The 12748-nt window shown below is 72.5% G+C and carries 12 protein-coding genes; 6 read left to right on the plus strand and 6 right to left on the minus strand.

Annotated features, from left to right (window positions below):
- Window positions 1–117 precede the first annotated feature (117 nt).
- Both mmpB and ACZ4VT_RS29050 read left to right on the plus strand, forming a co-directional pair.
- Complete coding sequence (gene mmpB, locus ACZ4VT_RS29045) at window positions 118–258, plus strand: morphogenic membrane protein MmpB (RefSeq protein WP_388840173.1); 141 nt, start codon at window positions 118–120, stop codon at window positions 256–258.
- Between the two features lie 84 nt (window positions 259–342).
- A complete protein-coding gene (locus ACZ4VT_RS29050) occupies window positions 343–963 on the plus strand; it encodes a nucleoside triphosphate pyrophosphatase (RefSeq protein ID WP_467954055.1) in 621 nt (206 codons plus the stop codon).
- Here ACZ4VT_RS29050 and ACZ4VT_RS29055 read toward each other — a convergent pair.
- Window positions 944–1417, minus strand: coding sequence for a hypothetical protein (locus tag ACZ4VT_RS29055; protein WP_467954057.1), 474 nt, complete (start codon window positions 1415–1417; stop codon window positions 944–946). The two genes, ACZ4VT_RS29050 and ACZ4VT_RS29055, sit on opposite strands and share 20 nt — an antisense overlap.
- A gap of 489 nt (window positions 1418–1906) precedes the next feature.
- Here ACZ4VT_RS29055 and ACZ4VT_RS29060 point away from each other — a divergent pair, with 489 nt between their 5' ends.
- Window positions 1907–3670 carry an acetyl/propionyl/methylcrotonyl-CoA carboxylase subunit alpha gene (locus tag ACZ4VT_RS29060; protein WP_030387601.1) on the plus strand — a complete coding sequence of 588 codons (1764 nt, stop codon included), beginning with the start codon at window positions 1907–1909 and terminating at the stop codon, window positions 3668–3670.
- A gap of 63 nt (window positions 3671–3733) precedes the next feature.
- On the opposite strand, the gene ACZ4VT_RS29065 is transcribed toward ACZ4VT_RS29060, so the two are convergent.
- A complete protein-coding gene (locus tag ACZ4VT_RS29065) occupies window positions 3734–4678 on the minus strand; it encodes a DeoR/GlpR family DNA-binding transcription regulator (protein WP_362800376.1) in 945 nt (314 codons plus the stop codon).
- A 175-nt stretch (window positions 4679–4853) separates the two neighbouring features.
- The gene (locus ACZ4VT_RS29070) at window positions 4854–6293 is read right to left on the minus strand and encodes an NAD(P)H-quinone dehydrogenase (protein WP_362800379.1); all 1440 of its coding nucleotides are present in this window, start codon (window positions 6291–6293) and stop codon (window positions 4854–4856) included.
- A 184-nt stretch (window positions 6294–6477) separates the two neighbouring features.
- Here ACZ4VT_RS29070 and ACZ4VT_RS29075 point away from each other — a divergent pair, with 184 nt between their 5' ends.
- The 3 genes from ACZ4VT_RS29075 to ACZ4VT_RS29085 all read left to right on the plus strand — a co-directional run bounded on the left by ACZ4VT_RS29075 (window position 6478) and on the right by ACZ4VT_RS29085 (window position 9543).
- Window positions 6478–6915, plus strand: a complete 438-nt coding sequence (locus ACZ4VT_RS29075; RefSeq protein ID WP_030290800.1) for a gamma-glutamylcyclotransferase family protein — start codon at window positions 6478–6480, stop codon at window positions 6913–6915.
- 146 nt (window positions 6916–7061) lie between these two features.
- Complete coding sequence (locus ACZ4VT_RS29080) at window positions 7062–7868, plus strand: purine-nucleoside phosphorylase (protein ID WP_467954060.1); 807 nt, start codon at window positions 7062–7064, stop codon at window positions 7866–7868.
- A gap of 28 nt (window positions 7869–7896) precedes the next feature.
- Entirely contained in the window at window positions 7897–9543 is a 1647-nt protein-coding gene (locus ACZ4VT_RS29085; protein WP_467954062.1) for a phospho-sugar mutase, read from the plus strand.
- 230 nt (window positions 9544–9773) lie between these two features.
- On the opposite strand, the gene ACZ4VT_RS29090 is transcribed toward ACZ4VT_RS29085, so the two are convergent.
- Genes ACZ4VT_RS29090 through afsQ1 form a run of 3 tightly spaced genes read right to left on the minus strand, consistent with a single transcriptional unit; the run spans window position 9774 to window position 12578 of the window.
- Window positions 9774–10424 (minus strand): GerMN domain-containing protein, encoded by a 651-nt coding sequence (locus ACZ4VT_RS29090; protein WP_467954169.1) that lies wholly within the window; start codon window positions 10422–10424, stop codon window positions 9774–9776.
- On the minus strand, window positions 10417–11904 hold the full coding sequence (locus ACZ4VT_RS29095) for an ATP-binding protein (RefSeq protein ID WP_467954064.1): 1488 nt from the start codon (window positions 11902–11904) through the stop codon (window positions 10417–10419). The genes ACZ4VT_RS29090 and ACZ4VT_RS29095 overlap by 8 nt, the downstream gene beginning before the upstream one ends.
- Window positions 11901–12578: a two-component system response regulator AfsQ1 gene (afsQ1, locus tag ACZ4VT_RS29100; RefSeq protein WP_063754818.1), complete on the minus strand. Its 678-nt coding sequence runs from the start codon at window positions 12576–12578 to the stop codon at window positions 11901–11903. The genes ACZ4VT_RS29095 and afsQ1 overlap by 4 nt, the downstream gene beginning before the upstream one ends.
- Window positions 12579–12748: the final 170 nt, after the last annotated feature.

Consider the following 12748-nt stretch of genomic DNA (forward strand, 5'->3'; position numbering starts at 1 on the left):
CCCCCCCCCCCCCCCCCCCCCCCCCCCCCCCCCCCCCCCCCCCCCCCCCCCCCCCCCCCCCCCCCCCCCCCCCCCCCCCCCCCCCCCCCCCCCGGTTCCCGGGGCCAGGATCGGAGCATGCTCTGGTCCGACCCGAAGAACGAGCCGCCCAAGGAAATGCGCGACGCGCAGGCGATGATCCGGCGGCTGAGCGTGGTGCTCGCCCTCGCCATGCTCGTCGTGGTCTACGTCCTGGGCGTGGGCGCGGGCCATTTCTAGGACCCGGTCCCGGCGTGTTCCGGCGTGTTCCGGCGTCTTCCGGGCGTGTTCCGGGACGTCGGCCGCGCGCCTACGATGACCGGCATGACTGCCACGCCCCAGCCCGCGAACCCGCGCAAGCTCGTCCTCGCCTCCGCCTCCCCCGCCCGGCTGAACCTGCTGCGCCAGGCCGGGCTCGCCCCGCACGTGATCGTCAGCGGCTTCGACGAGGACACCCTGAACCACGACGAGCCCGCCGCGCTGGCCCTGGCGCTGGCCGAGGCGAAGGCGGCGGTCGTGGCGGGCCTGGACGAGGCCGCGGGCGCCCTGGTGATCGGCTGCGACTCCGTGCTGGAGCTGGACGGCGAGGCGCTCGGCAAGCCCGCCGACGCCGAGGAGGCCACCGCGCGCTGGAAGTCGATGCGCGGACGGGCGGGCGTACTGCGCACCGGGCACTGCGTGATCGACACGGCGAACGGCCGTCAGGTCTCGGCCACGGCGTCCACGACGGTCCGGTTCGGCGAGCCGACGGACGCGGAGGTCGCGGCGTACGTGGCCAGCGGCGAGCCGCTGCACGTGGCGGGGGCGTTCACCCTGGACGGGCTGTCGGCGCCGTTCATCGACGGCATCGACGGGGATCACGGCAATGTGATCGGCCTGTCGCTGCCGCTGTTGCGCTCCCTGCTGGGCGAACTGGACGTGTCCATCACGGACCTGTGGGCTTGAGCTCCCCGTACGCGGTCGGGGGCGGGGGCGGTACGTCGCCCTCGCCGGCGCCGGCGCCGTCCCGCGGGGCGGCGTAGAGCGTGAGGGTCAGCACCAGCAGGCACAGGATCATCGTCGTCACCGCGAAGGCGGTCCAGGTCACGAGGACGATGGCGAGGACGCCGAGCACCCCGTGGGTGACGGCGGCCGTGATGAGGACGACGCGGGCGAAGCGGCCCGGGGGGCGGTCGCCGAGCGCGGCGACGGCGGTGAGGACGGCGCACAGCACGAGGAAGGCGCCCATGCCCGCCCCCATGGCGTAGGTCGCCTTGGACATGACGTCCGGATCGCTGCCGGCGATGGACATCGACTGGTTCGCCGTGGTCCGGCCCAGCACGATGTGGACGAACACGAGCACGGCCGCTTCCGCGACAAGCACGATCGCGGCCAGTCCGGCCACGAGTCTGCGCAGCACGACGTCCCCACCCCCCACACGTCACAAGCCTGTTCGACGCCTGGAGGCTACTAACGGGTAGAGCGGTGGGCAAGGGATCCGCACACCCGGGTTCGACGGGCCGTCGACGGGCCGTCAACGCGCCCTCTCCGGGCCGCCTGTGGGTACGGTGTTGTCCCCGTTCGCCCCGTGGGACGGCGGGACCGCCGATCGGGCAACCAATCGGCGAACAAGTGGACAACTCCGCGCCGGCCGGCAAAGAAAATGTGGGCCGTTCGTAGGGACTCGACAAAGAATCACCCGGGGCCGCTGACCGGGGGGACAGAGACCTTGGATACATGACGGGGTTACTGTGCAGTCGGGGATCCCCCTGACCTGGGGCGCCACAAGGGTTCTCGAGTGGTTCGAGCCGCGCATCACACTCTGTGTGGGCAAGGTCACCACCGGGGAAGGGTCGAAAGGCCGTGTGGGCTGTCCCTAAACTCAGCTTGTTTCAAGGAGGGAGCCATCGTGCGCAAGGTGCTCATCGCCAACCGTGGCGAAATCGCTGTCCGCGTTGCTCGGGCCTGCCGGGACGCCGGGATCGCGAGCGTAGCCGTCTACGCCGATCCGGACCGGGACGCTCTGCACGTCCGCGCGGCCGACGAAGCTTTCGCGTTGGGCGGTGACACCCCGGCCGCCAGCTACCTGGACATCTCCAAGGTCCTCCAGGCCGCAGCCGACTCCGGTGCGGACGCCATCCATCCCGGATACGGCTTCCTCTCCGAGAACGCCGACTTCGCCCAGGCCGTGATCGACGCCGGCCTGACCTGGATCGGTCCGCCGCCGCAGGCCATCCGTGACCTCGGCGACAAGGTGGCCGCCCGTCACATCGCCCAGCGCGCCGGCGCGCCGCTGGTCGCCGGTACGCCGGACCCGGTGTCCGGGGCCGACGAGGTCGTCGCGTTCGCCAAGGAGCACGGCCTGCCGATCGCCATCAAGGCCGCCTTCGGCGGTGGCGGTCGCGGTCTGAAGGTCGCCCGCACCCTCGAAGAGGTGCCGGAGCTCTACGACTCCGCCGTCCGTGAGGCCGTCGCAGCCTTCGGCCGCGGCGAGTGCTTCGTCGAGCGCTACCTCGACAAGCCGCGCCACGTCGAGACCCAGTGCCTGGCCGACTCCCACGGCAACGTGGTCGTCGTCTCGACCCGTGACTGCTCCCTGCAGCGCCGCCACCAGAAGCTGGTGGAGGAGGCCCCCGCGCCGTTCCTGACCGAGGCTCAGAACGCGGAGCTGTACGCCGCCTCCAAGGCCATCCTGAAGGAGGCCGGCTACGTCGGCGCCGGCACCGTCGAGTTCCTCGTCTCCGCCGACGGCCTGATCTCCTTCCTGGAGGTCAACACCCGCCTGCAGGTCGAGCACCCGGTCACCGAAGAGGTCGCCGGCATCGACCTGGTCCGCGAGATGTTCCGCATCGCCGACGGCGAGGAGCTCGGCTACGGCGACCCGGTCCTGCGCGGTCACTCCATCGAGTTCCGCATCAACGGCGAGGACCCGGGCCGCGGCTTCCTCCCGGCCCCCGGCACGGTCACCAAGTTCAACGCCCCCACCGGCCCGGGTGTCCGCCTGGACGCGGGCGTCGAGTCCGGCTCCGTGATCGGCCCGGCCTGGGACTCCCTCCTGGCCAAGCTGATCGTCACCGGCGCCACCCGCGAGCAGGCCCTGCAGCGCGCGGCGCGCGCCCTGGCCGAGTTCGAGGTCGAGGGCATGGCCACGGCCATCCCGTTCCACCGCGCCGTCGTCGTCGACCCGGCGTTCGCCCCGACCGACGGCAGCCCCTTCACGGTCTTCACCCGCTGGATCGAGACGGAGTTCGTCAACGAGATCCCGGCGTTCACCGCCCCGGCCGCGGAGGACACCGAGGACGAGCCGGGCCGCGAGACGGTCGTCGTCGAGGTCGGTGGCAAGCGGCTCGAGGTCTCGCTGCCGTCGTCCCTGGGCATGACCCTGGCCCGTACGGCCGCCGCGGGCGGCGCCAAGCCGAAGCGCCGCGCGGCCAAGAAGTCCGGCCCGGCCGCCTCCGGCGACACCCTGGCCTCGCCGATGCAGGGCACGATCGTCAAGGTCGCGGTCGAGGAGGGCCAGCAGGTCAACGAGGGCGACCTGGTCGTCGTACTCGAAGCCATGAAGATGGAGCAGCCGCTCAACGCGCACCGCTCCGGCACCATCGTCGGCCTCACGGCCGAGGTCGGCGCGTCGGTCACCTCGGGCGCGACGATCTGCGAGATCAAGGACTGACGTCCGGGAACCTCACAACGCCGGCGGGGCTGGATCATCCAGCCCCGCCGGCGTTTTCTCGTTCTAGCGGCGGCGCATGTCGGCCACGCGGGCCCGCTCCGCCTGGGGCTCCGGCAGCATGCCCGCGGCCCGCAGCTGCGCGGTCGGCCCGCCGCGCCGCTGCACCGGCAGCGGCGAGTCGCGGCGCGGTCGCCGCCCCATCATCCCGTCCCCGCCGCCGGCGGCAGCCGCGCCCGCCACGGTGATCTGGACGCCCTGGTCGGCGAGTGCCTGGAGTTCCGTCGCGGCGCGGTCGTCATGCGGCGGCGGCTCGTCCGTGACCAGGCGGGTCATCACGTCCGTCGGCACGGTCTGGAACATGGTGTCCGTGCCGAGCTTCGTGTGGTCCGCGAGGACGACCACCTCCGCGGCCGCCTGGACGAGCGCCCGGTCCACGCTCGCACTGAGCATGTTGGACGTGGACAGGCCGCGCTCGGCCGTCAGGCCGCTGCCCGAGAGGAAGGCGCGGGAGACGCGGAGCCCCTGGAGGGACTGCTCGGCCCCGCTGCCGACGAGGGCGTAGTTGGACCCGCGCAGGGTGCCGCCGGTCATCACCACCTCCACCCGGTTCGCGTGGGCCAGGGCCTGCGCGACGAGCAGCGAGTTCGTGACGACGGTCAGCCCCGGCACCCGGGCGAGCCGGCGGGCCAGCTCCTGGGTCGTGGTGCCCGCGCCGACGACGACGGCCTCGCCCTCTTCCACGAGGGAGGCCGCGACATCGGCGATGGCGGTCTTCTCCGCCGTCGCGAGATGGGACTTTTGCGGAAAGCCGGACTCCCGCGTGAAACCGCCCGGCAAGACCGCACCGCCGTGCCGGCGGTCGAGGAGTCCTTCTGCCTCCAGTGCCCGCACGTCCCGCCGTACGGTCACTTCGGAGGTCTGGACGACGCGGGCGAGCTCCCGGAGCGATACCGCTCCGTTGGCCCGCACCATTTCGAGGATCAATTGGCGACGTTCTGCAGCGAACACGAAACTGACAGTAACCCCAACGACCGTCTTCTTTCAGCTCCTTGCGCCGAAATACCGAAGTTGTCCATATGTCGGGGTGACTAGTGGTATACGCGGCCCGATGTCTGGGTGAACGTCCGGCCACGCGGCGGCGCACCGCCCCAACGCCCATGCGGTATGGGGCGGTTGGGGCCGATCAGGCCTCCCCGGCGGCCTTCCGCGTGTGCAGCTGGCGCGCCACCTCTGCGATCGAGCCCGACAGCGAGGGGTACACGGTGAACGCGTTTGCGATCTGCTCGACCGTCAGGTTGTTGTCCACGGCGATCGAAATGGGGTGGATCAGCTCGCTCGCGCGCGGGGAGACGACCACACCGCCGACGACGATGCCGGTGCCCGGACGGCAGAACAGCTTCACGAAGCCGTCCCGGATGCCCTGCATCTTCGCGCGCGGGTTGCGCAGCAGCGGGAGCTTCACCACGCGGGCGTCGATCTTGCCCGCGTCCACGTCCGCCTGGGTGTAGCCGACGGTGGCGATCTCGGGGTCGGTGAAGACGTTCGAGGAGACCGTCTTGAGGTTCAGCGGGGCCACCGCGTCACCGAGGAAGTGGTACATCGCGATGCGGCCCTGCATCGCCGCGACCGACGCGAGCGCGAAGATCCCGGTGACGTCGCCCGCCGCGTACACGCCGGGCGCGGAGGTGCGCGACACCTTGTCGGTCCAGATGTGCCCGGAGTCCTTGAGCCGGACGCCGGACTCCTCCAGGTTCATGTTCCCGGTGTTGGGGATCGCGCCGACGGCCATCAGGCAGTGCGTCCCGGTCAGGACGCGGCCGTCGGAGAGGGTCACCTCGACGCGGTCGCCCACCCGCTTGGCGGACTCGGCGCGGGAGCGGCCGACGACGTTCATGCCGCGGCGCCGGAAGACGTCCTCCAGGACGGCGGCGGCGTCCGGGTCCTCGCCGGGCAGCACGCGGTCACGGGAGGACACGAGGGTCACCCGGGAGCCGAGGGCCTGGTACGCGCCGGCGAACTCGGCACCGGTCACACCGGAGCCGACCACGATGAGCTCCTCCGGGAGCTCGTCGAGGTCGTAGACCTGGGTCCAGTTCAGGATCCGCTCGCCGTCGGGCATGGCGTCCGGGATCTCGCGGGGGTGGCCGCCGGTCGCGATCAGCACGGCGTCGGCCGTCAGGATCGTCTCGGTGCCGTCGGCGGCGGTGACGATGACGTCGCGCGTGCCGTCGATGCCCTGCGGGCCGCCGAGCTTGCCGCGGCCCCGTACGACGCGGGCGCCGGCCCGGGTGACGGAGGCGGTGATGTCGTGCGACTGGGCGAGCGCGAGGCGCTTGACGCGCCGGTTCACCTTGCCGAGGTCCACGCCGACGACGCGCGCGGCCTGCTCGATGTGCGGGGTGTCGTCCGCGACGACGATGCCGAGCTCTTCGTACGACGAATCGAAGGTGGTCATCACCTCGGCGGTCGCGATCAGAGTCTTGGAGGGCACGCAGTCGGTCAGGACCGAGGCCCCGCCGAGGCCGTCGCAGTCCACGACGGTCACCTCCGCGCCGAGCTGGGCCCCTACCAGCGCAGCCTCATACCCGCCGGGTCCGCCGCCGATGATCACGATCCGGGTCACGAAAAGTCCGCCTCACGTCTACCCGGCCGGCTGCCGCCCCGGCCGGTGTTCCGGGGGGTCTCCCCGGGGGATGCATTCCGTGCCCCATTGTCCCGCACGGTTCAAGGTGCTTCGCGCCCGGTCCCGTCATCCGTGCGCCATCCGGGCACGCGGTCACGGCCACCCCTCCCGTACCCTCGACCTCATGTCGCTCTACGCCGCGTACGCCGGCAACCTCGACCCGCGGCTGATGACGCGCCGCGCTCCCCATTCGCCGCTGCGCGGAACGGGCTGGATCAACGACTGGCGGCTGACCTTCGGCGGCGAGCAGATGGGCTGGGAGGGCGCTCTCGCCACGATCGTCGAGGCCCCGCGCCACCAGGTCTTCGTCGCCCTGTACGACATCGCGCCGCTCGACGAGGACTCGATGGACCGCTGGGAGGGCGTCGGGCTCGACATCTACCGCCGCATGCGGATCCGGGTGCACACGCTGGACGGCGAAGAGGCCGCCTGGTGCTACGTGCTCAACGGCTACGAGGGCGGCCTGCCCTCGGCGCGCTACCTCGGCGAGCTCGCCGACGCCGCCGAGTCCGCGGGCGCCCCGCACGACTACGTGATGGAACTCCGCAAGCGCCCCTGCTGACCCCTGCTGATCCCCTGCGGGGCCACGCCGGCCCTGCCGGCGTTCGAGGCGCGGGGACGATTCGGCGGAAACGACAAGGCAACGATCCGAACACCGTGAGCTGTGCCATCTACGCGCGTAGGCCAGGAGCGGCTACGCTCGTCTGCGTGAACGCATCTGTTACCGACCCCTTCGCCGCCGCCGACGCCGCAGCCGACCGCCTGCGCGAGCTGACCGGCGTCGATTCCCACGATGTCGCGCTCGTGATGGGCTCCGGCTGGGCCCCCGCCGCGGAGGCGCTCGGCGCCCCCGAATTCGAGTTCCCCGTCACCGAGCTGCCCGGATTCCCGCCGCCCGCCGTCGAGGGCCACGGCGGCAAGATCCGCTCGTACAAGATCGGCGACAAGCGCGCGCTGCTCTTCCTCGGCCGGACCCACTACTACGAGGGCCGCGGCGTCGCCGCCGTCGCCCACGGCGTGCGCACCGCCGTCGCCGCCGGCTGCAAGACCGTGGTCCTCACCAACGGCTGTGGCGGTCTGCGCGAGGGCATGAAGCCCGGCCAGCCCGTGCTGATCAGTGACCACCTCAACCTGACGGCCACCTCGCCGATCGTCGGCGCGAACTTCGTCGACCTGACGAACCTGTACTCGCCCGAGCTGCGCGCGATGTGCAAGGAGATCGACCCGAGCCTGGAAGAGGGCGTCTACGTCCAGTTCCCCGGCCCGCACTACGAGACCCCGGCCGAGATCAACATGATCCGCGTCATGGGCGCGGACCTGGTCGGCATGTCCACCGTGCTGGAGGCCATCGCGGCCCGCGAGGCCGGCGCCGACGTGCTGGGCATCTCCCTCGTCACCAACCTGGCGGCGGGCCTGTCCGGCGAGCCGCTGAACCACGAAGAGGTCCTCCAGGCCGGCCGCGACTCGGCAGCCCGCATGGGCACGCTGCTGACGCAGGTCCTCGCCCGCATCTGATCGACGTACGAGAGGTAAGGCGGAAGCAGTGCAGGAACAGGACGACCTGATCACCCGGGCCCAGGCCTGGCTGGCGGAGGACCCGGACCCGGAGACGGCGGCCGAGCTCGCGGCGCTCATCGACGCGGGCGACACCGCGGAGCTCGCGGACCGCTTCGCCGGCACCCTCCAGTTCGGCACCGCCGGACTGCGCGGTGAGATCGGCGCGGGCCCGATGCGGATGAACCGCGGCGTGGTCATCCGGGCCGCGGCGGGCCTCGCGGCCTACCTGTCGGCCCAGGGCCACGCCGGCGGCCTGGTCGTCGTCGGCTACGACGCCCGCTACAAGTCGGCGGACTTCGCCCGCGACACCGCGGCCGTCATGACCGGCGCCGGGCTGCGCGCGGCCGTCCTGCCCCGCCCGCTGCCGACGCCCGTCCTCGCGTACGCCATAAGGCACCTGGGCGCCGTCGCCGGCGTCGAGGTGACCGCGAGCCACAACCCTCCGCGGGACAACGGCTACAAGGTCTATCTCGGCGACGGATCGCAGATCGTCTCCCCGGCGGACGCGGAGATCGCGGCGGAGATCGCCCGCGTCGACACGCTCGCCTCGGTCCCCCGCCCGGAGTCCGGCTGGGAGGAGCTCGGCGAGGGGGTCCTGGAGGCCTACCTGGCCCGTACGGACGCCGTCCTGACCCCCGGGTCCGCCCGGGGCGTACGGACCGTCTACACGGCCATGCACGGCGTCGGCAAGGACGTCGTCCTGGCGGCCTTCGCCCGGGCCGGCTTCCCCGCCCCGGTGCTGGTGGCCGAGCAGGCCGAGCCGGACCCGGCCTTCCCGACGGTGGCCTTCCCCAACCCGGAGGAGCCGGGCGCGATGGACCTGGCCTTCGCCAAGGCGGCCGAGGTCAACCCGGACATCGTCATCGCCAACGACCCGGACGCGGACCGCTGCGCGGTGGCGGTCCCCACCGCGGACGGCTGGCGGATGCTGCGCGGCGACGAGGTGGGCGCGCTGCTGGCGGCCCACCTGGTCCACAAGGGGGCGCAGGGCGTCTTTGCGGAGTCCATCGTCTCGTCCTCCCTCCTGGGCCGGATCGCGGAGGCCGCGGGCGTCGGCTACGAGGAGACCCTGACGGGCTTCAAGTGGATCGCCCGCGTCGAGGACCTGCGGTACGGCTACGAGGAGGCGCTCGGCTACTGCGTGGACCCCGAGGGCGTCCGCGACAAGGACGGCGTCACCGCCGCGCTGCTGGTGGCGGAGCTGGCCTCGGAGCTCAAGGAGCAGGGCCGCACCCTGACCGACCTGCTGGACGACCTGGCGATGGCCCACGGGCTGCACGCCACCGACCAGCTGTCGGTCCGCGTCTCGGACCTGTCGGTGATCGCCTCGGCGATGGCCGCGCTGCGCGCGGAGCCGCCGGTGTCCCTGGCGGGGCTGCGGGTCGTCTCGGCGGAGGACCTGACGCAGGGCACGCAGACGCTCCCGCCCACGGACGGCCTGCGCTACTACCTGGAGGGCGACTACAAGGCCCGGGTGATCGTCCGCCCGTCGGGCACGGAGCCCAAGCTGAAGTGCTACCTGGAGGTGGTCGTCCCGGTCCCCGAGGCCTCCGACCTCGCCTCGGCCCGCACCCGCGGCCAGGAGATCCTGGACGCCATCAAGAAGGACCTCGCGGCGGCGGCAGGCATCTGATCCATCCGGCGCCGCTCGCGCGCCTCGGCCCCAGGGGGCCTCGCCGGCTTCGCGCCGCTGCGCCGGACTCCGTCCGTCGGGCACGGGGCCGGGGCTCCGGCCCCCTGCCCGGCCCGGTCCCGCCCCGTCCGGCGGGACCGGGCCTTCGCCGTTTCCGGGGGCCGGGCGCAGCCCCGGTCTTCAGCCCCGCCGGCGGTCGAGGCGCGGGGTCCGGGGCGCAGCCCCGGGGGTCAGCGGGGCATGGCTCCGGGGGAAGCCGAAGGGCGGACGATCTCGCCCAGGGTCGGCACCGATTCCGGGCGCGAGCGCACCGCGTCCGTGCACTCCCACGCCCGCGGCGGGTCCTCGTCCGGCCCGCCCAGGACCACCGGCCCCGGGCCCGCCGACACCGCCTCGTTGCCCGCCAGCGTGCACACGACCTGCGACAGGGCCACCGGCGGCAGATCCTCCGGCTTGCGGCTCAGCCGCACCGTGCCCGCCGGATCGCCCGACCGCGGCGCGGACACGGCCAGCCCCTCCGGGACCCCGGTCGTGAAGCCGGCGTCCCGCTCGTCCGCGTTCGGCGTCTGCTCCAGCGCCTCCAGCAGCGCCTGCGCGACCAGGCCCACGGGGTCCCGTACGGGCTTCTTCTCGGGCACCGGAACCACTCGCTCCACGCCCACCAGCTGCGATCCGCAGACCAGTTCCACCGTGGCCCGGAAGCCCTGCACCCCGCTCTGCCCGGCGGGCGCCGGCGGGGTGTCGCACGACACCCGGGAGGGCGCCGGTCCCACGTCCACCGGCACGGTCGTGGCCCTGATCCCACAGCCCGACGTCGCGAGCAGGGCGACCGCCACCAGCGGGACCACCACGGCCGGCACCACCGGCAGGGCCCTACGCATCCAGGTCACCCGAGATCACCTTTCCCACGTCCACCGGCAGCCGCAGCGTGAACAGGGCTCCGCCCCCCGCCGCGTTGGCGGCGGTGATGTCGCCGCCGTGGATGTGCGCGTTCTCCACGGCGATCGACAGGCCGAGCCCGCTCCCGTCGGACTTCGGCCGCGACGCGCTCGCCTTGTAGAAACGGTCGAAGACGTGCGGCAGGACCTCTTCGGGGATGCCCGGGCCGTTGTCCCGGACCGCGATGACCAGCCACTCCCCGTCCACCGTCACGGACACCCGCACCGGCGAGCCGCCGTGCTTGAGCGCGTTGCCGATCAGGTTGGCGAGGATGACGTCGAGGCGGCGCGGGTCGAGGCGGGCCACGATGTCCCGTTCGGCGTCGAGGTCGACCGCGTCGAGCCAGGCCCGCGCGTCGATGCAGGCCGTGACCTGGTCGGCGACGTTGACGTCGTCCAGCACCAGCCTGGCCGTACCCGCGTCGAAGCGGGTGACCTCCATCAGGTTCTCCACCAGGTCGTTCAGCCGCCGCGTCTCGCTGACGACCAGGGCCACCGCCGGCGCGATCATCGGGTCGAGGTCGTCGACCTCTTCCTCCAGCACCTCCGCCACCGCCGTCAGCGCGGTCAGCGGAGTGCGCAGTTCGTGGGACATGTCCGCGACGAAGCGCCGGCTGGACTCCTCCCGCGCGCTCATGTCGGCGACCTTCTTCTCCAGCGCCTCGGCCGTCTTGTTGAAGGTGTGCGACAGGTCGGCGAGTTCGTCCGTGCCCGACACGTCGAGGCGGTGGTCCAGCTCGCCCTCGCCGAGCCGCCGGGCCGCGTCTCCCAGCCGCTGCACGGGCCGCAGCACCGTACGGGCCGCGGCCTGCGCCAGCAGGGCGGAGCCGAGCAGCGCCAGACCGGTGGCGATCGTCAGCGACCAGGCGAGCGCGTTCAGGTCATCGCGCTCCTGGGCGAGCGACTTGTACATGTAGCCAGTCGGCCCGCCGCCCACGATCCGGGTGCCGCCGACCAGGTACGGGTTGCCGTTCGGCTTCGTCCGCTGCCAGTACACGTGGTACTCGGCGTCGTTCGCCGCGGTCGTCTTCTGCTCGTCGTTCACGGCGTTCTGCAGGGACTTCGGTACGTCCTGCAGCCCGAAGGAGTCTGGACCGGCCGCGCCGAACACCTCCTGGTGGTCCTTGCGTTCGTGCACCAGCAGCACGCTGTAGCCGGGGCTGCTGCCCGCCATCAGCTCGGCGGTGCGCTGCAGTTCCTCCGGCGTCGGGTCGGCGGGCAGCGCGGCGGCACGGTTCTGCATCTCCTGCCGGAAGTCGCCGAGCGCCGCGTCCTGGACGCGGGTGAGCACGGCCTCCCGGTTGAGCCAGTACGCGATCCCGGAGGCGGAGACCGCGGCCGTCAGGGCGACGAGCGCGAAGACGATGAGGAGCCGCAGCCGCAGGCTGGTCCAGCGCCGGCCCGCGAGGAACGCGCGGATCACTGCGGGGAGTCCAGGCGGTAGCCGACACCCCGGACGGTACGGATCAGGGTGGGCGAGGACGGCACGTCCTCGACCTTGGCGCGCAGCCGCTGGACGCAGGCGTCGACGAGCCGCGAGTCACCGAGGTAGTCGTGCTCCCAGACCAGCCGCAGCAGCTGCTGGCGCGACAGCGCCTGCCCGGGCCTGCGGCTCAGTTCGAGCAGCAGCCGCAGCTCGGTCGGGGTGAGCTGGAGGTCCTCGCCGTTCTTGGTGACCGTCATGGCCGCGCGGTCGATGACCAGGGAGCCGAAGCTCGCCGAGTCGCTCGACTCGCGCTCGCCGCGGCGCAGGACGGCCCGGATCCGGGCGTCGAGGACCCGGCCCTGGACGGGCTTGACCACGTAGTCGTCGGCCCCGGACTCCAGGCCGACGACCACGTCGATGTCATCGCTGCGCGCGGTGAGCAGGATGATCGGCAGCTGGTCGGTGCGACGGATCCGGCGGCACACCTCGAAACCGTCGATCCCGGGCAGCATCACGTCCAGCACGATCAGATCCGGCCGCTGCTCGCGCAGCAGTTTCAGGCCGTCCTCGCCCGTCGCCGCGGTGGCCACACGGTGGCCCTGGCGAGACAAGGAGAGCTCGAGGGCCGTGCGGATGGCGTCGTCGTCCTCGATCAGCAACAGGAAGGGCACGGGCTCATTCTGTCCCATCGACAGTCGGGAGTTCGACCGTCGGGGGGAGCGGATCGTACGGAAGTCGCTGTGACAGGGCTGTGACAGTCGACGGACACCCCGGTTAAGTCGGCGGGGCAGTCTTCTACCAACGCACAACGGACCGAAGCAGAGACACTCCACGACGGGGG

The sequence above is a fragment of the Streptomyces sp. NPDC029164 genome (assembly GCF_055563995.1).

What these genes read in the sequence shown, in the direction of transcription:
- mmpB (WP_388840173.1), top strand. Translation starts at nt 118, where the DNA reads ATGCTCTGGTCCGACCCGAAGAACGAGCCGCCCAAGGAAATGCGCGAC.
- ACZ4VT_RS29050 (WP_467954055.1), top strand. Translation starts at nt 343, where the DNA reads ATGACTGCCACGCCCCAGCCCGCGAACCCGCGCAAGCTCGTCCTCGCC.
- ACZ4VT_RS29075 (WP_030290800.1), top strand. Translation starts at nt 6,478, where the DNA reads ATGTCGCTCTACGCCGCGTACGCCGGCAACCTCGACCCGCGGCTGATG.
- ACZ4VT_RS29090 (WP_467954169.1), bottom strand. Translation starts at nt 10,424, where the DNA reads ATGCGTAGGGCCCTGCCGGTGGTGCCGGCCGTGGTGGTCCCGCTGGTG.